Below are 25,222 nucleotides of genomic sequence, written 5' to 3'. Positions count from 1 at the left end.
ATATAATATCGCACGCACAAATCCGCCGTCCCGTCATCGGTCCCGCGCCAATATGGGACTGGAGAAGGATCGACCGTCATGGCCAATCGCTACGGAACCAAGAATAACAATATTCTAAGCGGCACCACCGGTCGCGACCGGATCGTCGGGCGCGGCGGCAATGACATTCTCTATGGCCGCGGCGGCCGGGACGTACTGCTCGGCGGATCGGGTGGAGACCGCATCCATCTCGGCATTGCCAGCCGCTATTCGGACGTGTTCGGCAGCCGGATCGACGGTGGCGAGGGCACCGACCTCGCTTATCTCTACCTCAGCGAAATGACGCAGAAGCTGAAGATCCTGCCCAATTTCGAACGCATTACCGCCGATGCGGGCGACGGCACAGCCCCGCGCACCCTGGTCACGATCCACGGCATCGAAGTGCTGATCGCCTATCTGGGCACGGGCGACGATTATGTCCTGCTCGGCCCTCGCGAGGCGATCATCCGGGCCGGCGATGGCAGGGACAGGCTGATCGGCGGCGACATGCACGACGATTTCAGGGGCGATGGCGGCGATGACGTGCTGTTCGGCCAGGGCGGCGGCGACAGCCTGGATGGCGGCGCGGGCACGGATCTCATCCTTGGCGGCGCCGGCGCGGACGACATTGTCGGCGCCGACGGTGCCGATCGCCTATATGGCGGCGATGATCGCGATACGCTCTCGGGTGGCAACGGCGATGATCGCATCCATGGCGATGCCGGCGATGACATACTCTATGGCGGGTCGGACGCGGACATAATGTTCGGCGACGACGGCGCCGATATCCTGTGGGGCGAATGGGGCGACGACCGGCTCTATGGCGCCAGCGGCAATGACCAACTCGACGGCGGTGAAGGCCGCGACATAGTGGACGGAGGCGCCGGGGACGATGCCGTCGCCGGCGGCGCGGGCAATGACAGGATCTATGGCGGCCTCGGCGCCGATCGCCTGCTCGGCGGCGCCGGCAAGGATCGCTTTGTCTGGCGCGACCTGGCCGAAGGCGGCGATACCGTCCGCGATTTCGAACAGGGCGTGGATCGGCTGGTCGTGGCCGGCCGCGCCGTGGGTGGCCTGACCAGCGTGAACGACAGCAATTTTTCCAGCAATGCCAACGGCGTGGCAATCGATGCCAATGATCGATTCCTCTATGCGCAGGACAGCAGGATGCTGTTCTTCGATCCCGATGGCAGCGGCGCGGCCCCCGCCACGCTGATTGCCCAAATTCAGTTCAACGTCGGCATCCAGCTTTACGCCAGCGACATCGTCATTGGATGAAGCCGGCGTCGCGAAGGCGCCCCCGCAAGCAAAGCTCAACCCATAACCGATCGATTATCGTATTTCGTCCATCTGTTCCCTAGCAGCCTTGGCTTCGGCGCAAAATTCCCCCGCCTCGCGACAGCGCCGCTCCATCTTCTCGACGGCCTCCTTCCATTGCTGCAAAACATAGGGGTCTCCCACGATCGAGGGAGAGAATATCCGTCGGCCAGATAGCGGCGATGCCGGCGCGCCCGACGACATGGCAGAAGGCGCCGCCTCCTGCCGATGCGCCACGCGCTGCGACACCCCTATGCCCAGCAGGAAAAAGCCCGCCGCCCCCACCACCAGCCCGCATCCGGTCAGCACGCGCCTGGCCTGGCTCATGATCGTTCTCCGCCGCTCGCCCTGCGCCCTATTTCACGAACCGCCTATTTCACGAACCGCTTGAAGAAGCTGTCGCTGTTCCAACTCGGCCGCGTGTCCGCATTGGCGACCCGCAGCGTCACCGCAGTCACATAATCGTTCAGCTTCGCCGTCTCGGCCGGCATCACCGGCTGGTTCGCGTCGTCGAAGGGCGAATGATAGATGTTCGCGCGCCACGCCTTCTCCACCGTCGCTTCCGGCGTCCCGGCCTTGAAGCCATATTTGAAGAACAGCGCCGGTATCCCCTCGCGGATGAAGGCATATTGGTCGGACCGGATGAAGACGTTGCGGTCGGGGAAGGGATCGGGCGTGATCGGCAGGCCCATCGCGACGCTCACCGCCGCCGCATCCTGGCCCAGGCTGCTCTGGTCATAGCCGACCGGGGTCACGCTGGTCAGCTTGAAGATCGGCAGCGCCATGTCGAAATTGAGGTCGGCGACAATGCTCTTGCTCGGCACGGTCGGCCGCCGCGCGAAATAGCGCGATCCCAGCAGGCCCTTTTCCTCGCCGGTGACGATGGTGAACAGGATGGAGCGTTTCGGCTTCACCTTGCTCGCCTTCAACGCCTTGGCGATCTCGATCAGGCTGGCGACGCCCGACGCATTGTCCAGCGCGCCATTATAGATGGCGTCGCCCTTGATCGGCGTGCCGACGCCATAGCCGTCCAGATGCGCCGACAGCACGACATAGTCCTTGGCCAGCTTGGGGTCGCTGCCCGGCATCACCGCCACCAGATTGGGCGAGGACAAGGCCACCCGTTTGGCCGCGACCGCGGCCTTGAGCCGCAGCGTCAGCGGGAAGCTGGCGACCGGCTTCGACGCATCGGCGGCCGCCGCGATCGCGGCGAAATCCTGGCCGCTGCCGGCGAACAGGTCGGCCGACCGGGCCGGGTCGAACTGGGCATTGAGGAAGGGCGTCTGCGTGTCGCGCATCGCCACATCCTCATAATAGACCGCCGGCGCGCTCGCCAGCGCCTTGCGCCGGTCCCAGGGAATCTCGACCTGCCCCGGCGTCACCAGGCTGATCATGCCGAGCGCCCCCTGCGCCGCCAGCCAGTGGCCCCGTTCCGATCGGGCATGGGATTTGAGCGCGCCGCTGATCTCCGCCGGCCCGCCCGAAACGACCACCACGATCTTGCCCTTCAGGTCCAGCCCGGCAAAATCGTCATGGCCCACTTCGGGCAGATGCAGGCCATAGCCGGCAAACACCATCGGCGCGTCGATCGCGCCGGGCACCGGGCCGCCGCTGCCGGAAAAGATGATGTCGCCCGGCACCGCCAGCGCCGTCTCGCCACGCGCGCCGACCAGGCTCGCCCTGCTCTCGCCCGACAGCACCGTCTGCTCGACAAAGGCGATCGGCTGCTTGTAGCCCTCGACCCCGGCGGGTTTCAGCCCCAATGCCTGAAACTGGCCGATCACATAGTCGGCCGCCTTGTCATAGCCCGGCGTGCCGGTGCCGCGCCCCTGCATGTCGTCCGCCGCCAATATCTGGACATGGCGCCACCATGTCGCACCGCGCGCCGCCAGATCATCCTCAGCCGGCGCGGCGCTGGCCGCCGCTCCCATCATCGCGACCAGCGGCAGGGCGGAAAACAGCTTGCGCATCGGTGGAATACCCTTCTTTTATCCTGCAGATATCATGCCTTATCCTGCCCGACGAACAAGGGGGCTTGGAACCGCCACGGCAAGAGTGTATTGTAAAGATAATACAGCATGGAGATAATGATGCCGCGCCTACCCCTGCCCCGTCACCTGACCCTCGCCACCCTGCTCGCCATCGGCCTTGCCACCAGCGCCTGCTCGCGCGGCAACGACCATCAGGCCGGCGGTGGCAACGGCGAATCCCCAGCCGCCGCCAGCACCCCGCAGGACTGGGCCGCACTCAAGGATTTCAGCCGCATCGACGTGACCGGACCTGACAATGTCGTCGTCACCATCGGCCCCAAATTCTCGGTCACCGCCGATGGCGATCCCAAGTCGGTCGCCCTGCTCGACATCCGGACCAAGGCCGACACGCTCCAGATCGGCCGCAAGTCCGAAGGCATGTGGAACAAGGTCGACGGCGGCAAGGGCGCGACCATCCATGTCACCCTGCCCGCGATCCGCGCGATCGACGTCACCGGCTCGGGCGACTTCACCCTCGACAAGGCGGAAGGGACCGAACTCGCCCTCTCGCTCACCGGCTCGGGCGATCTCGACATCGGCCAGGTGAAGCTTGGCAGCCTCAAGGCGGAAATCACCGGATCGGGCAGCATCACCCTCGCCGGCACCGCCGATCAGGGCGAATTGTCGATCACCGGCACCGGCGACATCGATGCCGCCGGGCTGAAGCTCGGCCGTGCCGCCGCCGAAGTCATGGGCACCGGCGACATGGACTTTGCCTCCGACGGTCCGGTCGCTATCAAGATCATGGGCACCGGCGACGTCAAGGTGAAGGGCAAGGCGCAATGCACGACGAACACGATGGGACCGGGCGAAGCGCATTGCGGCCCCTGATGCTGGCAGCGGCGGCGGCACTGGCCGGGGCTTCCCCCGCCGGCGCCGCCACCCGCGGCTATACCATCACCAGCTTCGACCAGATCCGCGTCGACGCCCCGGTCACGGTCATCATCACCACCGGCACCGGCGTCTCGGCGCGGGCGGAGGGGGACCAGCGCGCGCTCGACCGGCTGCGCGTCGATGTCTCGGGCCGGCTCGCCATCATCTCGATGGAGCGGCCCGAACCGGGCGAAAAGGGTCTTGGCCCCGCCACCATCCGCCTCTCCACCGGCGAAGTGAACCGTGTCGTCCTGACCGGCGGCGGCGCCGTCGCGGTCAGCGCGATGAAGGGCCTCAATGGCGAGATCGTCCAGGGCGGCAATGGCGATGTCAGCGTCGCGTCGCTCCAGCTCGACAATCTCCAGGTCACGCTCGCCGGCGGCGGCCGCACCACGCTCGCCGGCACCGCCGGCGTCGCCAATCTGCGCATCAGCGGCCCCGGCGCGATCGTCGCCGACCATCTGGTCGCGCGCCAGGCCGCGATCCTCAACGACGGCTCGGGCAATGTCGCCCTCACCGCCAACGGCCCGGTCAGCATCCGCTCGACCGGATCGGGCGATGTCAGCGTCGCCGGCCGGCCGATCTGCACCGTCGAAAATGAAGGCACCGGCCGCATCCAGTGCGGCACCGAGGGCTTCTGAACGACACGGCGGCGGATCAACCTGCCGGAACATTGCCATGCTTATGGAAGTCTTTACCCTGCCCGCGCTAGTCAGGGCGACCTGACCCCAACCGGACCTTCCTCCATGCGCCCAGCCCTTGCCCTGCCCGTTCTTGCCGCCCTGTTGCTGGCCCAGCCGGCCGCGGCCCAGGTGGCGGCGCCCGACAGCGGCGATACCGGCTGGATGATCGCCTGCGCCCTGTTGCTGCTGCTTGCCGCACTGCCGGGCCTGATGCTGCGTCATGCGGGGCTCGCCAATGTCCGTCACGGGCTTGCCGCCATGGCCCAGACGCTGGTCGCCGGCGCGACGATCCTGCTCGGCTGGGGGCTCGCCGGCTACAGCCTTGCCTATGCGCCGGGCAGCGAATGGCTGGGCGGCGGCAGCAATCTGCTGCTCGCCAATCTTGCCCCGCTGCGCGATGGCCTCACCGTGCCCGAATCCGCCTTCGTCCTGTTCCAGATGGGCTTTGCCGTGCTGGCCGGCGCCATCGCCGTCGGCGCGATCGCCGGCCGAGCCCGCCTTGGCTGGGTCGCCGCCTTCGCGCCGCTCTGGCTGCTGCTGGTCTTCGCCCCGATCACCCACTGGATGTGGGGCGGCGGCTGGCTGGCACAGCTTGGCGCGATGGATTTTGCCGGTGGCTTGGTCGTCCATGTCCTGGCCGGCTTCTCCGCCCTTGCTCTCGCCCTCGTCGCCGGACGCCCCCGCGATGCCCAGGGTGGCGGCCATGCCCATATCCTCGCCATCGCCGGCGGCGCGCTCTTCTGGGTCGGCTATGCCGGTGCGGTCGGCGGCTGGGCGCTGGGCGCCACCGACGATGCCGCCACCGCCATCCTCAACCTCTTCTTCGCCGCCTGCGCCGCCAGCCTCGGCTGGGCGCTGGTCGACCGGCTGCTCGGCGCCCATGCCAGCGCCACCGGCCTGCTATCCGGCGCCATTGCCGGCCTCGCCGCCATTTCCGCATCGGCCGCCCTGGTCGGCACCGGCGGGGCGATGCTGGTCGGCCTCGCCGCCGCGATCATCGCCCGCATCGGCGCCGGTTTCGCCAGCGCCTGGATCGACGATCCCGCCCATATCTTCGCCGTCCATGGCCTGGGCGGCGCGACCGGCGCGCTGCTGCTGCCTTTGTTCGTCCTGCCGTTGCTCGGCGGGGTCGGGTTCGACGCCGGCATCACCGCCACCGCCAGCCTGCTCGCCCAGGCGATCGGTCTGGTCGTGATTGCACTGTGGGCGCTGGTCGGCACCGCCATCGCCGCGCTGATCGTCTCGATCCTGGTGCCGCTGCGCGCCACGCCCCAGGCCGAAGCCGATGGCCCGGACGCCGTCGAACATGGCCAGCAGGGCTGGGACTTCCGCTGATCTCGCCATGGTCGTCGCCGTCGCCATCTTCGCCCATCAGGAGGAACGTCGGATCGCCGGCTGTCTCGGCTCGCTGCCGCTCGACCGCCCGGACACGATCTTCCATGTGCTGGTGAACGGCACCACCGACCGCACCGTGGCGCGTGCCCGCGCCGCCGCCGCCGGCCGCGCCCATGTGATCGTCCATGACATCGCCGCCGGCGGCAAGTCGCGCACCTGGAACCATTTCGTCCACCACCTGCTCACCGGCACGGAGGATGCCGTCATCTTCCTCGACGGCGATGCCCAGATCGCGCCCGGATCGATCGACGCGCTGGTGGCCGACCTTGCCGCCCACCCGCAGGCCAACGCCGCCGCCGGCATGCCGGTCAATGGTCGCGAAGTGGAAACCTATCGCCGCAACCTGCGGATCGAGCGCGGCATCTTCGGCGATCTCTATGCCCTGTCCGGCCGCTTCGTCGCCGCCATCCGGGCGAGTGGCCTGCGCCTGCCCGACGATCTGGTCGGCGACGACGGGCTGGTCGCCTCCTGGGCGCATACCGATCTGGCAAGCGACGCCGACTGGCAACTGGAGCGGGTATTGGCCTGCGAGGGCGCCGGCTTCGCCTGCGAACCGGTCGGCCTCACCCGGCCGCTGACCTGGCGAATGCACTACAAGCGGCTGATCAACTATTCGGTCCGCTATTATCAGAACCGCATCGTCTCCGACATCATGAGCCGGATCGGCCCCGCCGGCCTGCCGCGCGAACTGGTCAGCCTCTATCCCGACTGGCTGCCGCGCTGGCGCCCCCGTCCCGGCCCGATCGGCTGGTTCGACCGCAAGGGCCTCGCCCGGATGAAAGCACGGGTCGCAGCGACAAAAAAAGCGTGACCGGCCGGGCCGATCACGCTTCCCATTTTGCCAAGGCCGTCGGCCGGGATCAGCGATCCCGCGCCGCCAGCTCCTTGTTGACGTAGAGCGCCACCATCGTCGCGACCGCGCCCGACAGCAGATAGATGCCCGAGGCGGCCAGACCGAACTTCACCGACAGCAGCAGCGCCAGCAGCGGCGCGAAGCCGGCACCGACCAGCCAGGCCAGATCCGACGTCAGCGCCGAACTGGTATAGCGCGCCTCGGTCGCGAAGTTGGACGCCACCACGCCCGACGACTGGCCGAACGCCAGGCCCAGCAGCATGAAGCCCAGGATCATGAAGGCGACCTCGCCCAGATCCCCGCCATTGAGCAGCAGCGGTGCCACCACCGCGAAGATCGCGATGCCTAGAGCCGACCAGCCGAGCAGCGAGCGACGACCAATCTGGTCGGCGATGAAGCCCGACACCACGATCGCCAGCAGGCCGACCGACGCGCCGATCATCTCGATCACCAGGAAGCGATCGATCGGCTGATCGGTGAACAGCACCACCCAGCTGAGCGGAAACACGGTAACCATGTGGAACAGGGCAAAGCTCGCCAGCGGCGCGAACGCACCGATGATGATGTTGCGCCCTTCCGCCTTGACCGTCGGCAGCACCTGCGACGGCACCAGATCCTTCTGCTCGAACAAACGCTCGAACTCATGCGTCACCACGATGCGCAACCGGGCGAACAGCGCCACGACGTTGATCGCGAAGGCGACGAAGAAGGGGTAGCGCCAGCCCCAGTCGAGGAAGTCCGCTTCCGACAGCGTCAGCAGGAAGAAGGCGAACAGACCGCTCGCCACCAACAGCGCCAGCGGCGCGCCGAGCTGCGGCACCATCGCATACCAGCCACGCTGGTGCGGCGGCGCGTTGAGCGACAGCAGCGACGCCAGGCCATCCCATGTCCCGCCCAGCGCAATGCCCTGCGCCGCGCGCAGGATCACCAGAACGACAGCGGCATAGTGGCCAATCGTCGCATAACCGGGCATAAAGGCGATCGCCGCGGTCGACCCGCCCAGCAGGAACAGGGCCGCCGTCAATTTGGTCCCGCGGCCATAGCGCCGGTCGATCGCCATGAAGATCAGCGACCCGATCGGACGTGTGATGAAGGCGACGGCGAAGATCGCGAAGGAATAGAGCGTGCCCGTCAGGGCATCGACATAGGGAAAAACCAGGTTCGGAAAAACGATAACCGAAGCAATGGCGTAAACGAAGAAGTCGAAAAATTCGGAGGTGCGGCCAATGATCACACCAATGGAGATGTCTCCCGGTGCAATGCTGTGGTCGCGTGCATTGATTTTGCGCGCATCATCCTCAAGCGAACTGGAGGTGAAGGCAATGGCCTGTGAAGTCATAGGCATCCGCTCCCTGGCTGGGCCGACGGTGCCTGTTTTGGGTCTCCCGACGGCCAGAGAATGGCAACATAACAGAAAACCCACAGAGTCTAAGCAGTATCCCACATGGGAAACATTTTTTGCGTCCGCACATAATTGGACAAATTGCCCACTATCGCATGGCGTGCGGAATCGGTAACCGCGCGCCATGTCACACCCTCTCTCACCCAACTGGAGCCGGCTTCTGCGCTGGTCCTCCGCGATCCTTGCGGCGCCGCTGGCGGGCTGCAACTGGGTCGTGATGAACCCGTCGGGCGACATTGCGGTGCAGCAGCGCGATCTGATCCTGATCTCGACCGCGCTCATGCTCCTCATTGTCATCCCCGTCATGGCACTGGTCGTCTATTTCGCCTGGCGTTACCGCGCCGCGAACAAGGCGGTCGAAAAGGAATATGACCCCGACTGGGATCATTCCACCAAGCTGGAGCTGCTGATCTGGTCGGCCCCGCTCCTCATCATCATCTGCCTGGGCGCGCTGACCTGGGTGAGCACGCACAAGCTGGACCCCTATCGTCCGCTCGACCGCATCGACGCGCAGACCGCGATCGATCCCAAGGTCAAGCCGCTGGTCGTCCAGGTCGTGGCGCTCGACTGGAAATGGCTCTTCATCTATCCCGAACAGGGTATCGCCACCGTCAATGAAATGGCGCTGCCGACCAATGTTCCGGTCCGTTTCGACATCACTGCCTCGACCGTGATGAACAGCTTCTATATCCCTGAACTCGCCGGCCAGATCTACGCGATGCCCGGCATGAAGACGCAGCTCCACGCCGTCGCCAACAAGCCGGTCACCGGCACCGGCTTCTCCGCCAACTATTCGGGCGCGGGCTTCACCCACATGCGCTTCGGCTACAAGGCGCTGGACCAGGCCGGCTTTGACGCCTGGGTCGCTAAGGTGAAGGCCAGCAATGCGTCGCTCGACCGCAATGTCTATCTGAACCTGGCCAAGCCCAGCGAAAAGGCGCCCGTCGCCTATTTCTCGGCCGCCGATGCCAAGCTGTTCGACGCGGTCGTCAATCTCTGCCCCAAGCCCGGCCAGCGTTGCATGGGCGAGCTGATGCACATCAACCAGATGGGCGGCGCGGGCAAGGAGTCAGCCAAGGAGACCGAAGGCCTCCAGTACGACTTCCCCAACAGCCATGTGATCGACCAGACCGATCGCAACGAGGGCAAGGAAACCGCCCCCGATGCACCCGGTGCCGAAAAGGCCCCGGCCGATCACTCCTCTCACAGCGGCGCTGACGCGCACGCGCAGCATCGGTAAGAGACATGACCGGTACACTCACAACAGCACAGATGATCTTCGGTCGTCTGACATGGGACGCGTTCCCATGGCATGAACCCATCGTCGTCGCGACATTCTGCGCGGTGGTGCTGGGCGGCGCGGCCGTCGTTGCGGCGCTGACCTATTTCAAGCTCTGGGGCTATCTCTGGAAGGAATGGTTCACCAGCGTGGACCACAAGAAGATCGGCATCATGTACATGGTGCTCGGCCTTGTCATGTTCCTGCGCGGCTTTGCCGACGCCGTCATGATGCGCCTCCAGCAGGCGCTCGCCTTCAACGGGTCCGAGGGTTACCTCAACGCCCATCACTATGACCAGGTGTTCACGGCCCACGGCGTGATCATGATCTTCTTCGTGGCGATGCCGTTCATCACCGGTTTGATGAACTATATCGTCCCGCTGCAGATCGGCGCCCGCGACGTCAGCTTCCCCTTCCTGAACAATTTCTCGTTCTGGATGACCACGGGCGGCGCGGTGCTGGTGATGGCCTCGCTGTTCCTGGGCGAATTCGCCCAGACCGGCTGGCTCGCCTATCCGCCGCTCTCGGGGATCGACTATAGCCCGGCCACGGGTGTCGACTATTATATCTGGGCCCTGCAGGTGGCAGGCGTCGGCACGACATTGTCGGGCATCAACCTGATCGCGACCATCGTGAAGATGCGCGCGCCGGGCATGTCCCTCATGAAGATGCCGGTGTTCACCTGGACCTCGCTCTGCGCGAACATCCTGATCGTCGCTTCCTTCCCGATCCTGACCGCCACGCTGGTCCTGCTGTCGCTCGACCGCTATGCCGGCACCAACTTCTTCACGAACGACTTCGGCGGCAACCCGATGATGTACGTGAACCTGATCTGGATCTGGGGTCACCCGGAAGTCTACATCCTCATCCTGCCGCTGTTCGGCGTCTTCTCGGAAGTCACCTCGACCTTCTCGGGCAAGCGCCTGTTCGGCTACACCTCGATGGTCTACGCGACCTGCTGCATCATGGTGCTCTCCTACCTCGTGTGGCTGCACCACTTCTTCACCATGGGCTCGGGCGCCAGCGTCAACAGCTTCTTCGGCATCACGACGATGATCATCTCGATCCCGACGGGTGCGAAGCTCTTCAACTGGCTCTTCACCATGTATCGCGGCAAGATCCGTTTCGAGCTGCCGATGATGTGGACCGTCGCCTTCATGCTGACCTTCACGGTCGGCGGCATGACCGGCGTTCTGCTCGCCGTTCCGCCGGCCGACTTCGTGCTGCACAACTCGCTGTTCCTGATCGCACACTTCCATAACGTGATCATCGGCGGCGTGCTGTTCGGCCTGTTCGCGGCGATCAACTACTGGTGGCCCAAGGCCTTCGGCTTCAAGCTGAACGTGTTCTGGGGCAAGGTCAGCTTCTGGTGCTGGCAGGTCGGCTTCTGGCTCGCCTTCACCCCGCTGTACATCATGGGCCTGATGGGCGTGACGCGTCGCATGCGCGTGTTCGACGATCCGTCGCTGCAGATCTACTTCGTCATTGCCGCGATCGGCGCCGCCATCGTCGCGGCCGGCATCGGCGCGATGCTGCTTCAGTTCGCCATCTCCATCTGGAAGCGCGACGAACTGAAGGTCGAAGGCGATCCGTGGGATGGCCGTACCCTGGAGTGGGCGACCAGCTCGCCCCCGCCGGAGTATAATTTCGCCTTCACGCCGGTCGTCTATGACGCCGACAGCTGGGCGGACATGAAGAAGAATGGCTATCAGCGTCCGCTGACCGGCTATCAGGCGATCCACATGCCCAGCAGCACCGGCGCCGGCGTCATCCTTGCCGCCCTGTCGACGCTCTGCGGCTTCGCGCTGATCTGGTACATCTGGTGGCTCGCGGGCCTCAGCTTCATCGGCATCGTCGCGGTCGCCATCGGCCACACCTTCAACTACAAGCGCGACTTCTACATCCCCGTCGAGGATGTGACGCGCACCGAGGAAGAGCGCACGCGAATCCTCGCCGCTGGAGTCTGACTGACATGAGCAGCGCAACTGCAACCACGGAACCTCGGGCATATCATTTGCCCGAGGAGCCGCACCTCCACGAAGGCCACAGCACCATGCTGGGCTTCTGGATGTACCTGATGAGCGACTGCCTCATCTTCGCCATCCTGTTCGCCACCTATGCCGTGCTCGGCGGCAGCTTTGCCGGCGGCCCCGGCCCGAAGGATCTGTTCGACCTGCCGCTCATCGCGCTCAACACCGCGATGCTGCTCTTCTCGTCGATCACCTACGGCTTCGCCATGCTGGCGATGGAAAAGAACCGGATCAGCGCCACCCAGGGCTGGCTGTTCGTCACCCTCCTGTTCGGCGGGGCGTTCCTGTTCATCGAACTCTACGAATTCTCGCACCTCATCCATGAAGGTGCGGGTCCGTGGCGTTCGGCATTCCTGTCGGCCTTCTTCACCTTGGTCGGCACCCACGGCCTGCACGTCACCTTCGGTTCGATCTGGCTGATCACGCTGATGGTGCAGGTGGCCAAGAAGGGTCTGATCCCGGCCAACAAGCGTCGCCTGATGTGCCTGTCGATGTTCTGGCACTTCCTCGACGTCATCTGGATCGGCGTCTTCACCTTTGTCTATCTGATGGGAGTCCTGCGGTGAGCGACGCTGTCCATAGCCACGACGCCCACGGTCATGGGCACGATCATCACGATGACCATCATGAAGAAGGATCGCATGGCAGCTTCGGCAGCTACATGATCGGCTTTGGCCTGTCGGTGATCCTGACGGCCATTCCCTTCTGGCTGGTGATGTCGGGCGTGCTGGGCAATCCCCAGCTGACCGGCATCGTCATCATGGCCTTCGCCGCGGTGCAGGTGATCGTCCACATGATCTACTTCCTGCACATGAACACCCGCGTCGAAGGCGGCTGGTCGTTCATGGCGATGATGCTGACCATCGTCCTGGTCGTCATCGTGCTGTCGGGTTCGATGTGGGTCATGTTCCACCTCAACGCGAACATGATGCCGCACGCCGACATGTCGGCGATGCACAATATGAGCGAGATGCCGTGACATCCGCGAAGATCGGGGGGCGCCGCCGGCGCTCCCCGCGCTTTACGATCGGCCTGACGCTGATCGCCCTCATCCTGTTTTCCGGTCTTTGCGCGCTCGGCAGCTGGCAAGTCTATCGCCTCGCCTGGAAGCGCGACCTGATCGCACGGGTCGACGCCCGCATCCATGCCGCGCCCGTCCCCGCCCCCCGCAGCATTACCAGCGACGACGAATATCGCCGCGTCACCGCATCGGGCCGTTTCCTGCATGACAAGGCGGTGCTGACCCAGGCCGTCACCGTGCGCGGCCCCGGTTTCTGGGTGATGACGCCGCTGGTGACCGACGCCGGCTTCACCCTGATGGTCAATCGCGGCTTCGTGCCGCAGGACAATCGCACCCGCTACAGCCGGCCTCTAGGCAAGGTCCAGATCGTCGGCCTGCTGCGCCTGACCGAGCCCAAGGGTGGTTTCCTGCGCAGCAATGATCCCGCCGCCGGCCGCTGGTATTCGCGCGATGTCGCCGCGATCGCCGCCGCGCAGCATGTCGCCCCGCCGGTCGCGGACTATTTCGTCGATGCCGGCGCCAATTGCGCGCCCGACACCGCGCCGGTCGGCGGCCTGACCGTCGTCCGCTTCCCCAACAATCACCTCCAATATGCCATCACCTGGTTCATACTGGCGGCGATGGTCGCAGGCGCCTACATCTTCCTCATGCGTCGGGATCCAGAAGACAGCGCGGAATGAGCGAGACCCAAGCCGTCAGGCGCCGCTGGCTGCCCAGCCAGTGGCCCGCCGATGCCGCCGGTCGCAAGAATATGGCGCTGCTGATCCAGCTGCGCTGGATTGCGATCGCCGGGCAGCTGGTGACGATCCTGATCGTCCAGTTCCTGATGGGTGTGCGCCTGCCCCTCGCCCCGATGCTGCTGGTCGCCGCCGTCGCCGTGCTGGTCAACGCCGCCAGCTTTGCGGCGCTGCGCCCCCGGACCGACATCACCCGCGCCGAACTGTCGGTGTCGCTATTGTTCGACGTGCTGCTGCTGACCGCCCAGCTCTATCTGTCGGGCGGCGCGACCAACCCCTTCGTCTCGCTCTATCTGCTCCAGGTCGCGCTTGGCGTGCTGCTGCTCGACCGGGCGAGCGCCTGGGGCATCACCGCCGTGTCGGCGCTGTGCGCCGGCCTGCTGGCGCTCGACTATCGCCCGCTCGACCTGAGCGACCGGCTGGCAGGCCGGCTGTTCGACCTGCACATCATCGGCACCTGGATCTGCTTCACCATGATCGCGGTGCTGCTGGTGCTGTTCATCACCCGGATCAACCGCAACCTTCAGGCGCGCGAAGCCTATCTCGCCAGCATGCGGCAGCATGCGGCGGAGGAGGAACATATCGTCCGCATGGGCCTGCTCGCCTCGGGCGCGGCGCATGAATTGGGCACCCCCCTCGCCCAGCTCGCCGTGGTGCTGGGCGACTGGCGCCGCATGCCCGAAATCACCGAGCATCCCGCTCTGGTCGAGGAAGTGGGCGAGATGCAGAGCGCGGTCCTGCGATGCAAGGCGATCGTCACCGGCATCCTTCTTTCCTCGGGCGAGGCGCGCGGCGAGGCGCCGGCCGTCACCAATGTCCGCGACTTCATCGAGGGCATTGCGGCCGAATGGCGCCGCGCTAACCCCGGCATGCCGCTGCGCTGCGACTTCGGCCCGCATGATTATCCGCGCATCATCGCCGACCCGGTGATCCGCCAGGCGGTCGGCAATCTGCTCGACAATGCGCGTGAGGCCGGCGCCACCTATATCGACCTGCTGGTCGGACGCGACAGCGCCTCGCTCAACATCGCGGTGCGCGACAATGGCAGCGGCTTTTCGCAGGCAATGCTGGAGGATTTCGGCAAGCCCTACCGCTCCAGCAAGGGCAAGGAAGGCCATGGCCTCGGCCTCTTCCTTGTGGTCAATGTCGTGCGCAAGCTGGGCGGCAGCGTATCGGCCAGCAATGGCGCCGATGGCGGCGCGCTGATCCTGCTGCGCCTGCCGCTCGATACGGTCGCATTGGAAGAGGAAAGTGACAGCGAAGATGACAGCTGAACGGCTGCTGGTGATCGTCGAGGATGACGAGGCCTTTGCAAAGACCCTCAAACGTTCGTTCGAGCGGCGTGGCTATGACGTGCTGACCGCCGCCAGCCATGGCGCGCTGGAGGAGGTGCTCAAGGGCAACCGCCCCGGCTATGCCGTGGTCGATCTGAAGCTCGGCCCGGAATCGGGCCTGGTCTGCGTCCAGACGCTGCACGCCCATGATCCCGACATGCTGATCGTGGTGCTGACCGGCTTTGCCAGCATTGCAACTGCGGTCGAGGCGATCAAGCTCGGCGCGACCAACTATCTGGCGAAACCCTCCAACACCGACGATATCGAGGCCGCCTTCGCCCGCTCGGGCGGCGACCCCGCCGCGCCGCTGGCGCCGCGCCCGACATCGATCAAGACGCTGGAATGGGAACATATCCATGAGGTGCTGAAGGATTGCGACTTCAACATCTCCGAAACCGCCCGGCGTCTGGGGATGCACCGCCGCACCCTCGCCCGCAAGCTGGCGAAACGCCAGGTCGGCTAATTTCGCGCGCGTCCATCAAGCCCCGTTGACCGCGCCCCATGGCCATGCCATGGCCGGTCCAGACGCGGGTGTAGCTCAATGGTAGAGCAGCAGCTTCCCAAGCTGACGACGGGGGTTCGATTCCCCTCACCCGCTCCAGATTTTCCCGAAAATCTCAAAAGCCCGCTGAAGGGCGAGAGCCGAGATATATCCGGCTCGCGCCTTAGCCATGACGGCCGCGCTTGACCATTGGGTGCATCTGCTCAATCCTGCGCCGGTGAGCGCAGCCATCGTCGATCCCGTCCCGTCCCGTTCCGGCCCCTGCGTGGTGCTGCCGGCGCGCCCCGAAGCGATCCGGATCGATGCAGCGACGACGGCGCTGATCGTCGTCGACATGCAGAATGCCTATGCCAGTAAGGGCGGCTATGTCGACGAGGCCGGCTTCGACGTCGGCCCGGCGGCGGGCGTCATTCCCCGGATCGCGGAGGTGGTCGAGGTGGCGCGGGCCGCGGGCATGCCGGTGATCTTCCTGCAGAATGGCTGGGACAGCGGCTATGCCGAGGCGGGCACGCCGCTGTCGCCCAACTGGCACAAGTCCAATGCGCTCAAGACCATGCGGGCGCGGCCGGACCTGGCGGGCAAATTCCTGGCGCGCGGCGGATGGGACTATGAACTGGTGGAGGCGCTGGCGCCGCGAGAGAACGATCTGCGCGTCCACAAGCCGCGCTATTCCGCCTTCTTCAACTCGCAACTGGATAGCGTGCTGCGCGCGCGCGGCATCCGCACCCTGGTCTTCACCGGCATCGCCACCAATGTCTGCGTGGAATCGACCCTGCGCGACGGTTTCCATCTCGAATATTTCGGCGTGCTGCTGGAAGATGCGGTGCATCATCTGGGGCCGGACTTCATCCGCGAGGCAAGCCTCTACAATGTCGAGAAATTCTTCGGCTGGGTGAGCAATGTCGCCGATTTCCGCACCGCCGTCGGCCAGCTTCCGCCCAAGGAGATCTGATGCCTTTCGAACCGATCAACCCGCCCCAGTTCCCGACGCCGATCGCCCCCTATTCGGCGGGCGCCAGGGCCGGGAATACGGTCTATGTCTCGGGTGTGCTGGCGCTGGGCGAAGGCGGCACGGTGCTGCATGTCGGCGATGCCGCCGCGCAGACCCGCCATGTGCTGGACGTCATCAGGATCACGGTCGAGGCGGCCGGCGGCACCATGGCGGACATCGCCATGAACCATATCTTCCTCAAGGATCTGGACGATTACGCGGCCTTCAACGCCGTCTATGCCGAATATTTTCCCGGCGACAAGCCGGCGCGCTACTGCATCAGGTGCGATCTGGTGAAACCCGATTGCCTGGTCGAGATCGCCTCGGTCGCGCATCTTGGCTGAGGCCGCAGGCCTCTATTATGAAACCCACGGGCGCGCGGACGCCCCGCCGCTGATCCTGTCGAGCGGGCTTGGCGGATCGGCCAGCTATTGGGCGCCGAACATTCCGGCGCTGGCGGAGCATTTCCACGTCATCGCCTATGACCATCGCGGCACCGGCCGGAGCGACCGGACATTGCCGGAAACCACCTCGGTCGAGGATATGGCGGGCGACGTCATCGCCCTGATGGATGCGCTCGGCATCGAACGCGCCCATTTCATCGGCCATGCGCTGGGCGGCGCGATCGGCATGGAACTGGCGATCGCGACAACACGGCTCGACAGCCTGATCGTCATCAACGGCTGGCGGGAGCTGTCGCCCCATACCCGCCGCTGCTTCGAAACGCGGCTGGCCCTGTTGCGCCATGCCGGTGTCGAGGCATTCCTGCGGGCGCAACCGCTGTTCCTGTTCCCGCCGGACTGGATCGCGGCCCATGACGACGCGCTGAAGGCTGAACTGGCGCATCATCTCGCCACCTTCCCCGGCGCGGCCACGATGGAAAAGCGGATCGCCGCCGTGCAGGCCTATAGCCCGCACCTGCTCGACCTGACGGCCGTAGCCAAGGTCCTGGCCATCGCCACCCGCGACGATTTTCTTGTCCCTCATGCCAGCGCGCTTGATGTCGCGGCGCCGATCGCATGGGCCAGGACCGCCAGCTTCGATTGGGGCGGCCACGCCTGCAACGTGACCGACCCGGATGCTTTCCATCGCCTCGTCCTCCCCTTCCTCAGGAGTTGAAGCCATGCAGGTCGGCGTTTTCGTTCCCATCAACAATAATGGCTGGCTGATCAGCGAGAACGCCCCGCAATATCTGCCGAGCTTCGACCTCAACAAGGAAATCGCCCAGCGCGCCGAGAAACATGGCCTGGATTTCCTGCTGTCGATGATCAAGCTGCGCGGTTTCGGCGGCAAGACGCAATTCTGGGAATATGGGCTGGAGAGCTTCACGCTGATGGCCGGCCTTGCGGCGGTTACGGAGAAGATCAAGATCTTCGCCACCTGTCCTACTCTGATCATCCCGCCTGCCTTTGCCGCGCGCATGTGCAACACCATCGACAGCATCAGCCATGGGCGGTTCGGGCTCAATCTCATCACCGGCTGGCAGCCGCCCGAATATACCCAGATGGGCCTGTGGCCGGGGGACGAGCATTTCCGCAACCGTTATGATGTGCTCGACGAATATGCTCGCGTGCTGCGGGAATTGTGGGAGACCGGCCGATCGGACTTCAAGGGGCAATATTATCAGATGGACGACTGTCTGGTCCGCCCCCAGCCGCAGGCCGACATGAAGATCATCTGTGCCGGATCGTCCGACGCGGGGCTCGCCTTCTCGGCCAAATGGGCGGACTATGCCTTTTGCCTGGGCAAGGGCGTCAACACGCCGACCGCCTTCGCCTTCAACAATGACCGCCTTGCGAAATTCACGGCGCAGACCGGCCGGGACGTGTCGGTGTTCGTGCTGGTCATGGTGATCGCGGCGGAGACCGACGAGGAGGCCATGGCGAAATGGCAAAGCTATAATGACGGGGTCGATATCGAGGCGATCGCCTGGCTGGCCGATCAGGGCGCCAAGGACACCGTCAACACCGACACCAATGTGCGCCAGCTTGCCGCGCCCGAAGGGGCCGTGAACATCAATATGGGCACGCTGGTCGGCAGCTATGCCAGCGTGGCGCGGATGCTGGACGAAATGGCGCAGGTGCCCAATACCGGCGGCGTGCTGCTGACCTTCGACGATTTCCTGGAAGGGGTGGAAGCGTTCGGCACGCGCATCCAGCCGCTGATGAAGAGCCGCGCCGAAAGCGCCCGACATTCCCAATCTTCCCACAGAAGTTAACCACCAAAGCCGTTGGTAGCCGGGACGCCTGGATGCACGCCTCCCCCTTTCCCACCACGGCAATTCCGCATGATTGTCCAAATCCCGCGCGCCCTGGCCACGACGCGGGCGCCATGTCCCTCTAGCTTGGCCCAAGGAGACGCCGACCCGCACGGCTGCGTCATGGCGGGAGGATCAACAGGGTGGCGAGCATGGATGCGCCGATCGTCGGCACATATCGCACCGTCCGCTTCCGCGCCGGGCCGGTCGATGCGATCGCGAGCGATGTCGATCTGCTGATCGTCGGCATGCCGGTCCTGTCCGCCACGAGCCGGATCGATCCTGGCGCCTGCGCGCTCGACGCCGCCCTGTCAGGCACCTTGTCGCAATTGCGCGCGGGCGGCCTGTTCGACGGCAGGTTCGGCGAGACGATGATCCTGTCCAGCCCGCCGCCGCCGGTGCGCTGCCGGTCGCTGATGATTGTGGGCATGGGAGAAATCGACGATCTGGATGCCGAACGGCTGGGCCGGCTGGCCGCCGTGGCGATGCGCGCAGCGCTCCGGCTCGACAGCTGTTCGATCGCCTGCCTGCTGCGGCTGCTCGATCCGGCGGCAACGAAGGTTGGGCAACGCGCTGCCGCCCGTGCGATGATGGCCGGCGTGCTGGCGGCGCTGGACGCCTATCTCTCTCCCGGCCGGTTCGCCGGCCTGAACTGGACCTTCGACCAGCCCGACAACGCCGCCGACGTGCTGGGCACGATCATCGCACAATGGCCGGCCGCGCCGCGATGAGGCACGACTATCGCATGGACTTGGGAAGCGGAACACGCCACTCTGGCGCGATGCAGCCCGGTCCGATCCACAGCCACGACATGCAGCCTGCGATCACCCCCATATCGATCCTGGTGGTGGACGATCATGCGCTGCTGCGTGAGGGCGTGCGGGCGATGCTGGCGACCCAGGCCGATATGCGGATCATCGGCGAGGCGGACAATGGCCGGCGCGCGGTGGAGGAATATGCGCGATTGCGCCCCGACATCGTGCTGATGGACCTGCAGATGGCGGAAATGCCGGGGCTCGACGCGATCGCCGCGATCCGGGCCATCCATCCCGACGCCCGGATCATCGTGCTGACCACCTATTCGGGCGATGGCCGCGCGATCAAGGCGCTGCGCGCAGGGGCGATGGGCTATCTGCTCAAGGCCAGCCTGCGCAAGCAGCTGCTCGACGCGATCCGGTCAGTGCATCTGGGCGGCAAGCATCTCGACGCCACCGTCGCCACCGCGATCGCCCTGCATGTGCTGGAAGACCCGCTGACCGAGCGCGAGATCGCGGTGCTTTCGCTGGCGGCCTGGGGCAACAGCAACAAGCAGGTCGCGGCGCGACTCGATATCAGCGAAGAGACGGTGAAGGGCCATATGAAGTCGATCTTCTCGAAGCTCGACGCGACCGATCGCACCCATGCGGTGACGCTGGCGATCAAGCGCGGACTGATCGACCTCTGACGACATGGCGCGCGAGCGCCCCCTTTGCATCGGAATGATCGCTAACATGTCAGCCTGATCCAAGATCGGGCGGCGACGGACAGCTATGATCGCGCGCGTCAGGCCAGTGACTGACCATTTCTATTTTTTAGAACAAGCCGGTGCATTTTATCTGGATATTTCGGATCAGGCACGCCGGCTAACACTGTCTTCACAGCAGCGACGACTGCTCGAAACCAAGGAGCCGACCCATGACGATCACCGCCACGCCGACGCCGGGCAAGTCCCTCATCTCGCCGACCGACCACACTTTGGTCCTGATCGACTTCCAGTCGCAAATGGCCTTCGCCACCAAGTCGATCGCGCCGGAACTGCTGCGCAACAATGCCGCCCTGATCAGCCGCGCCGCCAAGTCGTTCGGCGTGTCGACCATCCTGACCACCGTGGCCGAAAAGAGCTTTTCGGGGCCGATGTTCAGCGAGATCACCGACGCCTTCCCCGGCCAGCCCCTGCTCGACCGCACCAGCATGAACACCTGGGAAGATGCCGCCGTGATCGAGGAAGTGAACCGCATCGGCAAGGAGCGGATCATCTTCGCCGGCCTGTGGACCAGCGTCTGCATCGTCGGCCCGGTCGCCTCCGCGATCGACCAGGGCTTCGACGTCTATTTCATCGCCGACGCCTGTGGCGACATCAGCGAGGAAGCGCATGAGCGCGCCGTGCAGCGCATGATCCAGCTCGGCGCCAAGCCGATGACCTCGCTCCAATATATGCTGGAACTGCAGCGCGACTGGGCGCGCACCGAAACCTATGAGTCCACCACCGGCATCGCCAAGGAATTTGGCGGCGCATACGGCCTGGGCATCAAATATGCGAAGGCCATGTTCGGCGCCTCCGAAGGCGGCCACTGACCTGCGCCAGGGGCCGGCGGTGCCTCCCCCTCTCCCCATGCACCGCCGGCCCTTTCCCCTCTCCCCTTTCCCCACCCGAGCAAAGGAAATCCCCATGAGCTTCGTGACCACGGATGACGGCGTCGACATCTTCTTCAAGGACTGGGGTCCAAAGGACGCCCAGCCCATCATGTTCCACCATGGCTGGCCGCTGTCGTCGGACGACTGGGACGCGCAGATGCTGTTCTTCCTGTCGAAGGGCTATCGCGTCGTCGCCCATGACCGTCGCGGCCATGGCCGCTCGGCCCAGGTGAGCGAAGGCCATGACATGGCCCATTATGCCGCCGACGCAGCCGCCGTCGCCCGCCATCTCGACCTCAGGAACGCCATCCATATCGGTCATTCGACCGGCGGCGGCGAAGTGGCCGCCTATGTCGCCCGCCATGGCCTGCCCGAAGGCCGCGTGGCCAAGGCCGTGCTGGTCAGTTCGGTGCCGCCGATCATGCTGAAGACCGACCGTTATCCCGGTGGCCTGCCCATGGACGTGTTCGACGGGCTGCGCGCCGGCCTCGCCGCCAACCGTGCGCAATTCTTCCACGATGTCGCCGCCGGCCCCTTCTACGGCTTTAACCGCGACGGCGCGGACGTGAAGCCGGCCGTCATCGACAATTGGTGGCGCCAGGGCATGATGGGCAGCGCCAAGGCCCATTATGAAGGCATCAAGGCCTTCTCCGAAACCGACCAGACCGACGATCTGACCGCGATCACCGTGCCGACCCTGGTGCTGCATGGCGATGACGACCAGGTCGTGCCCTACAAGAATGCCGGCGTGCTGCAGGCGCAGATCCTGCCTAATGCGACCCTCAAGATTTACGAGGGCTATTCGCACGGCATGCTGACGGTGAATGCCGACGTGCTGAACGCCGACATCCTCGCCTTCATCCAGGCCTGATCGCAGACGCAGGAGACCGGCGATGAAAGTCTATCTTCTCTCCCTCGGCGCCGGTCTCCTGGTCGGCATCGTCTATTCGCTGCTGGGGGTGCGCTCGCCCGCGCCCCCAGTAGTGGCCCTGATCGGCCTGCTGGGCATATTGGTCGGCGAACAGATCGTGCCGATCGCCAGGCGCTGGGCCGATGCCCATGAACTGACCCGCTTCGTGCGCAACGAATGCCGCGACCATGTGCTGGGCACGCTCCCGAACAACCAGGCCGACAATCAAAAGGGCGACGCGTGATTACCCGCCGCGACGCCATGGCCGGGGTGGCCGCCTCCGCCCTTCTCTCCCCCTTCACCGCTCACGCCAAGGACCGCCCCATGACCGACACGATCATCGTCAATGCCAAGGTGACGACGCTGGACCGGAGCAATCCGGTGGCGGAAGCGGTCGCGATCCGCGACGGCAAGTTCCTGGCCGTGGGCAGCGAGGCGGAGGTGCGCGCCGCCGCGCCGGACGCAACGGTGATCGATGCCAAGGGCCATCGCCTGATCCCCGGCCTGATCGATAGCCATATGCACATCATTCGCGGCGGCCTGAATTTCAACATGGAACTGCGCTGGGACGGCGTGCCGACGCTGGCCGAGGCGATGGATATGCTTAAAAGCCAGGTCGCCCGTACCCCTGCTCCGCAATGGGTGCGCGTGGTCGGCGGCTTCACCGAACATCAGTTCGCGGAAAAGCGCCTGCCGACCATCGCCGAACTGAACGCCGTCGCGCCCGACACGCCGGTCTTCATCCTGCACCTCTATGATCGCGCGCTGCTCAACGCCGCCGCGCTGCGCGTCGTGGGCTATACCAAGGACACGCCCAATCCGCCGGGCGGCGAGATCGTCCGCGACGCGGCCGGCACCCCGACCGGCCTGCTGCTGGCCCAGCCCAATGCGACCATCCTCTATTCGACCCTGGCCAAGGGGCCGAAGCTGCCGCAGGACTATCAGCTCAATTCCACCCGCCACTTCATGCGCGACGTCAATGCGCTGGGCGTGACCGGCGTGATCGACGCCGGCGGCGGCTTCCAGAATTATCCCGACGATTACGAGATCATCGAGAAGCTGCATCAGGACGATCAACTGACCGTCCGCATCAGCTATAATCTCTTCACCCAGAAGCCCAAGGAGGAGCTGGCCGATTTCTCCGGTTGGGTGAAGCAGGTGACGCCGGGCCAGGGCGATGACAGCTATCGCCACAATGGCGCGGGCGAGATGCTGGTCTATTCCGCCGCCGACTTCGAGGATTTCCGCCAGCCCCGGCCGGACATGGCGCCCAGCATGGAGGGCGATCTGGAGCCGGTCATCCGCCTGCTGGCCGAGCATAAATGGCCCTGGCGCCTGCACGCCACCTATGACGAGACGATCGGCCGCGCGCTCGACGTCTATGAAAAGGTGAACCGGGATATCCCTTTGCAGGGCATCAACTGGTTCTTCGACCATGCCGAAACCATCAGCGACCGCAATATCGACCGGATCGCCGCACTGGGCGGCGGCATCGCGGTGCAGCATCGCATGGCCTATCAGGGCGAATATTTCGTCGAACGCTATGGCGCCAAGGCGGCCGAGCGCACCCCGCCCATTTCCCGCATGATCGCAGCGGGCATCCCGGTTGGCGCAGGCACCGACGCGACCCGCGTCGCCAGCTACAATCCATGGGTATCCTTGAGCTGGCTCGTCACCGGCCGCACCGTCGGCGGCTTCGCCCTCTACCGCGGCGACAATCGCGTCAGCCGGGAAAAGGCGCTGGCGATGTGGACGCATGAGAATACATGGTTCTCCAACGAGATCGGCAAGAAGGGGCAGATCAAGGCCGGGCAACTGGCCGACCTCGCCTTGCTGTCGGCCGACTATTTTGCGGTGCCGGAGGATCAGATCGTCCATATCCGATCGGTCCTGACCCTGCTCGGCGGCAAGGTGGTCCATGGCGAGGGCGATTATGCCCCGCTCGCGCCCGACCTGCCAAAGCCCATGCCCGACTGGTCGCCGGTCGCCACCTTCGGCGGCTATCACAAGACCCGTGAGGCGCGCGCGCAGCTGGCATCGGCCTGTGGCTGCCATTCGGCCTGCGGCGTCCATGGCCATGACCATGCCGCGGCGCTGGGCGCAGATGTGCCGGCCGCCGATGTCCAGACCTTCTGGGGATCGCTCGGCTGCGGCTGCTGGGCCGTCTGACGATAACCGCAAATCATTGTCATTCCCGCGCAAGCGGGAATCCATCTCGCAACCAAGCCCGACGGCGCAACGCCCGGAGATGGATCCCCGCCTTCGCGGGGATGACGAGAAAGACTTCCTGCCTGGAGATAGTCCATGAAGCGCTTCGCCTTCCTATTCGCCGCCGCCATCCTGATGCCTATGCCGGTCGCCATCGCAAAGCCCGCCGCCAGCGCCGATTATGCGGTCGGCCCGCAATATGACACGACCCATGTCTATGTGCCCGAAGGCCAGTTCGACGCCTTCGTCACCAGCTTCGTCGCGACCTTCGGTGGCACCACGTCGAAGCAGGGCGAGTTCCAGGTGACGCCGACGCCCAGCCTGACCAAGTCGCAACTGGCACTGACCCCGGCCGGCACCGTCTCGGTCTTCGGCTTCAAGACGCCGATCCCCTATCCGTTCGGCGATGAGCGGACCGGCTATCTGGTGAGCGACATGGACGGTGCCGTTGCCTCCGCGCTCAAGCATGGCGCAGTGCGCCGCATCACTACCTTCCCCGACCCGATCGGCCGCGACGTGGTGGTGCAATGGGCTGGTGGCGTGAACATGCAACTCTACTGGCACACCGCCAAGCCCAGCTATCCCGCGCTGACCACCGTGCCGGAAAACCGCATCTACCTGACCGCCGACGTCGCTGACCGGTTCATCAGGGACTGGACCGGCTTTGCCCATGGCAGGATCGTCTCCGACGATCGCGCCGCCAAGGGCGAGGAAATCGGCCAGCCCGGCAAGACGATCCGCCGCGTCGCCATCGAGAGCGGCTATGGCAAGATGACCGTCTTCGTCTCGGACGGCCAACTCCCCTGGCCCTATGGCCGCGACATGACCGGTTATGAGGTCGCCGACATGGACGCCACGCTGGCCAAGGCGAAGACCGCCGGCGTCGAAACATTGGTCGCGCCGCAGAGCGTCGCCGGTCGCCAGAGCGCGATCCTGCGCTTCCCCGGCGGCTATATCGCTGAAGTTCATGCGCCCGAGGCGAACTAGG

General features: G+C 65.3%; 26 protein-coding genes and 1 tRNA gene. 24 read left to right on the top strand and 3 right to left on the bottom strand.

Features of this window, described 5'->3' with window-relative positions:
• The first annotated feature begins 78 nt into the window (after positions 1-78).
• Positions 79-1,296: a calcium-binding protein gene (locus DIZ22_RS22340; RefSeq protein WP_048937560.1), complete on the top strand. Its 1,218-nt coding sequence runs from the start codon at positions 79-81 to the stop codon at positions 1,294-1,296.
• Between the two features lie 54 nt (positions 1,297-1,350).
• Here DIZ22_RS22340 and DIZ22_RS03580 read toward each other — a convergent pair whose 3' ends face one another.
• Both DIZ22_RS03580 and DIZ22_RS03575 read right to left on the bottom strand, forming a co-directional pair.
• Entirely contained in the window at positions 1,351-1,662 is a 312-nt protein-coding gene (locus tag DIZ22_RS03580) for a hypothetical protein (RefSeq protein ID WP_048937559.1), read from the bottom strand.
• A gap of 44 nt (positions 1,663-1,706) precedes the next feature.
• Positions 1,707-3,305: a M28 family metallopeptidase gene (locus DIZ22_RS03575; RefSeq protein ID WP_048937558.1), complete on the bottom strand. Its 1,599-nt coding sequence runs from the start codon at positions 3,303-3,305 to the stop codon at positions 1,707-1,709.
• A 108-nt stretch (positions 3,306-3,413) separates the two neighbouring features.
• Here DIZ22_RS03575 and DIZ22_RS03570 point away from each other — a divergent pair, with 108 nt between their 5' ends.
• The 4 genes from DIZ22_RS03570 to DIZ22_RS03555 all read left to right on the top strand — a co-directional run bounded on the left by DIZ22_RS03570 (position 3,414) and on the right by DIZ22_RS03555 (position 7,127).
• Positions 3,414-4,196: a head GIN domain-containing protein gene (locus DIZ22_RS03570; RefSeq protein ID WP_048937557.1), complete on the top strand. Its 783-nt coding sequence runs from the start codon at positions 3,414-3,416 to the stop codon at positions 4,194-4,196.
• Positions 4,148-4,879: a DUF2807 domain-containing protein gene (locus DIZ22_RS03565; protein WP_048937556.1), complete on the top strand. Its 732-nt coding sequence runs from the start codon at positions 4,148-4,150 to the stop codon at positions 4,877-4,879. Before DIZ22_RS03570 ends, DIZ22_RS03565 begins: the two co-directional genes overlap by 49 nt.
• Before the next feature lie 105 nt (positions 4,880-4,984).
• On the top strand, positions 4,985-6,256 hold the full coding sequence (locus DIZ22_RS03560) for an ammonium transporter (RefSeq protein ID WP_048937555.1): 1,272 nt from the start codon (positions 4,985-4,987) through the stop codon (positions 6,254-6,256).
• A gap of 7 nt (positions 6,257-6,263) precedes the next feature.
• A complete protein-coding gene (locus DIZ22_RS03555; RefSeq protein ID WP_048937554.1) occupies positions 6,264-7,127 on the top strand; it encodes a glycosyltransferase in 864 nt (287 codons plus the stop codon).
• Between the two features lie 49 nt (positions 7,128-7,176).
• Here DIZ22_RS03555 and DIZ22_RS03550 read toward each other — a convergent pair whose 3' ends face one another.
• Positions 7,177-8,508, bottom strand: a complete 1,332-nt coding sequence (locus tag DIZ22_RS03550) for an MFS transporter (protein ID WP_010338183.1) — start codon at positions 8,506-8,508, stop codon at positions 7,177-7,179.
• Between the two features lie 187 nt (positions 8,509-8,695).
• Between DIZ22_RS03550 and cyoA the strand changes: the two genes are divergently transcribed.
• From cyoA to DIZ22_RS03455, 19 genes are all read left to right on the top strand, one after another.
• Positions 8,696-9,811, top strand: coding sequence for a ubiquinol oxidase subunit II (cyoA, locus tag DIZ22_RS03545; protein ID WP_026108879.1), 1,116 nt, complete (start codon positions 8,696-8,698; stop codon positions 9,809-9,811).
• A 5-nt stretch (positions 9,812-9,816) separates the two neighbouring features.
• Complete coding sequence (gene cyoB, locus DIZ22_RS03540; protein WP_026108880.1) at positions 9,817-11,817, top strand: cytochrome o ubiquinol oxidase subunit I; 2,001 nt, start codon at positions 9,817-9,819, stop codon at positions 11,815-11,817.
• A 5-nt stretch (positions 11,818-11,822) separates the two neighbouring features.
• Positions 11,823-12,446, top strand: coding sequence for a cytochrome o ubiquinol oxidase subunit III (cyoC, locus tag DIZ22_RS03535; protein ID WP_004207842.1), 624 nt, complete (start codon positions 11,823-11,825; stop codon positions 12,444-12,446).
• Entirely contained in the window at positions 12,443-12,859 is a 417-nt protein-coding gene (gene cyoD / locus DIZ22_RS03530; protein WP_017499771.1) for a cytochrome o ubiquinol oxidase subunit IV, read from the top strand. The genes cyoC and cyoD overlap by 4 nt, the downstream gene beginning before the upstream one ends.
• Positions 12,856-13,581 carry an SURF1 family protein gene (locus tag DIZ22_RS03525; RefSeq protein ID WP_048937551.1) on the top strand — a complete coding sequence of 242 codons (726 nt, stop codon included), beginning with the start codon at positions 12,856-12,858 and terminating at the stop codon, positions 13,579-13,581. Before cyoD ends, DIZ22_RS03525 begins: the two co-directional genes overlap by 4 nt.
• A complete protein-coding gene (locus DIZ22_RS03520) occupies positions 13,578-14,912 on the top strand; it encodes an ATP-binding protein (RefSeq protein WP_048937550.1) in 1,335 nt (444 codons plus the stop codon). Before DIZ22_RS03525 ends, DIZ22_RS03520 begins: the two co-directional genes overlap by 4 nt.
• On the top strand, positions 14,902-15,435 hold the full coding sequence (locus tag DIZ22_RS03515) for a response regulator transcription factor (protein ID WP_017499774.1): 534 nt from the start codon (positions 14,902-14,904) through the stop codon (positions 15,433-15,435). The genes DIZ22_RS03520 and DIZ22_RS03515 overlap by 11 nt, the downstream gene beginning before the upstream one ends.
• 64 nt (positions 15,436-15,499) lie before the next feature.
• A tRNA-Gly gene (locus DIZ22_RS03510) sits at positions 15,500-15,573 on the top strand.
• A 70-nt stretch (positions 15,574-15,643) separates the two neighbouring features.
• On the top strand, positions 15,644-16,426 hold the full coding sequence (gene rutB / locus DIZ22_RS03505; protein WP_048937549.1) for a pyrimidine utilization protein B: 783 nt from the start codon (positions 15,644-15,646) through the stop codon (positions 16,424-16,426).
• Positions 16,426-16,809, top strand: a complete 384-nt coding sequence (gene rutC, locus DIZ22_RS03500; protein WP_048937548.1) for a pyrimidine utilization protein C — start codon at positions 16,426-16,428, stop codon at positions 16,807-16,809. Before rutB ends, rutC begins: the two co-directional genes overlap by 1 nt.
• Positions 16,802-17,584, top strand: coding sequence for a pyrimidine utilization protein D (gene rutD, locus DIZ22_RS03495; RefSeq protein ID WP_048937547.1), 783 nt, complete (start codon positions 16,802-16,804; stop codon positions 17,582-17,584). Before rutC ends, rutD begins: the two co-directional genes overlap by 8 nt.
• Before the next feature lie 4 nt (positions 17,585-17,588).
• A complete protein-coding gene (gene rutA / locus DIZ22_RS03490; RefSeq protein WP_122927911.1) occupies positions 17,589-18,683 on the top strand; it encodes a pyrimidine utilization protein A in 1,095 nt (364 codons plus the stop codon).
• A gap of 191 nt (positions 18,684-18,874) precedes the next feature.
• Positions 18,875-19,453, top strand: coding sequence for a M17 family peptidase N-terminal domain-containing protein (locus DIZ22_RS03485; RefSeq protein WP_048937545.1), 579 nt, complete (start codon positions 18,875-18,877; stop codon positions 19,451-19,453).
• Positions 19,454-19,503: 50 nt separating this feature from the next.
• Positions 19,504-20,166: a response regulator transcription factor gene (locus tag DIZ22_RS03480; RefSeq protein ID WP_048937544.1), complete on the top strand. Its 663-nt coding sequence runs from the start codon at positions 19,504-19,506 to the stop codon at positions 20,164-20,166.
• Positions 20,167-20,396: 230 nt separating this feature from the next.
• Positions 20,397-21,056, top strand: coding sequence for a hydrolase (locus DIZ22_RS03475; RefSeq protein ID WP_010338169.1), 660 nt, complete (start codon positions 20,397-20,399; stop codon positions 21,054-21,056).
• Positions 21,057-21,150: 94 nt separating this feature from the next.
• Positions 21,151-21,987 (top strand): alpha/beta hydrolase, encoded by an 837-nt coding sequence (locus DIZ22_RS03470; RefSeq protein WP_004212564.1) that lies wholly within the window; start codon positions 21,151-21,153, stop codon positions 21,985-21,987.
• Positions 21,988-22,009: 22 nt separating this feature from the next.
• Positions 22,010-22,270: a XapX domain-containing protein gene (locus tag DIZ22_RS03465; RefSeq protein ID WP_122927910.1), complete on the top strand. Its 261-nt coding sequence runs from the start codon at positions 22,010-22,012 to the stop codon at positions 22,268-22,270.
• Between the two features lie 80 nt (positions 22,271-22,350).
• Positions 22,351-24,195 carry an amidohydrolase gene (locus tag DIZ22_RS03460; protein WP_048937542.1) on the top strand — a complete coding sequence of 615 codons (1,845 nt, stop codon included), beginning with the start codon at positions 22,351-22,353 and terminating at the stop codon, positions 24,193-24,195.
• 135 nt (positions 24,196-24,330) lie between these two features.
• On the top strand, positions 24,331-25,221 hold the full coding sequence (locus DIZ22_RS03455; protein ID WP_048937541.1) for a hypothetical protein: 891 nt from the start codon (positions 24,331-24,333) through the stop codon (positions 25,219-25,221).
• The last annotated feature ends 1 nt before the right edge of the window (position 25,222 follow it).

It is taken from the genome of Sphingobium sp. LF-16 (assembly GCF_003711185.1).
Lineage (GTDB): Bacteria > Pseudomonadota > Alphaproteobacteria > Sphingomonadales > Sphingomonadaceae > Sphingobium > Sphingobium yanoikuyae_A.
This window is presented reverse-complemented; position numbering and strand designations above follow the sequence as displayed.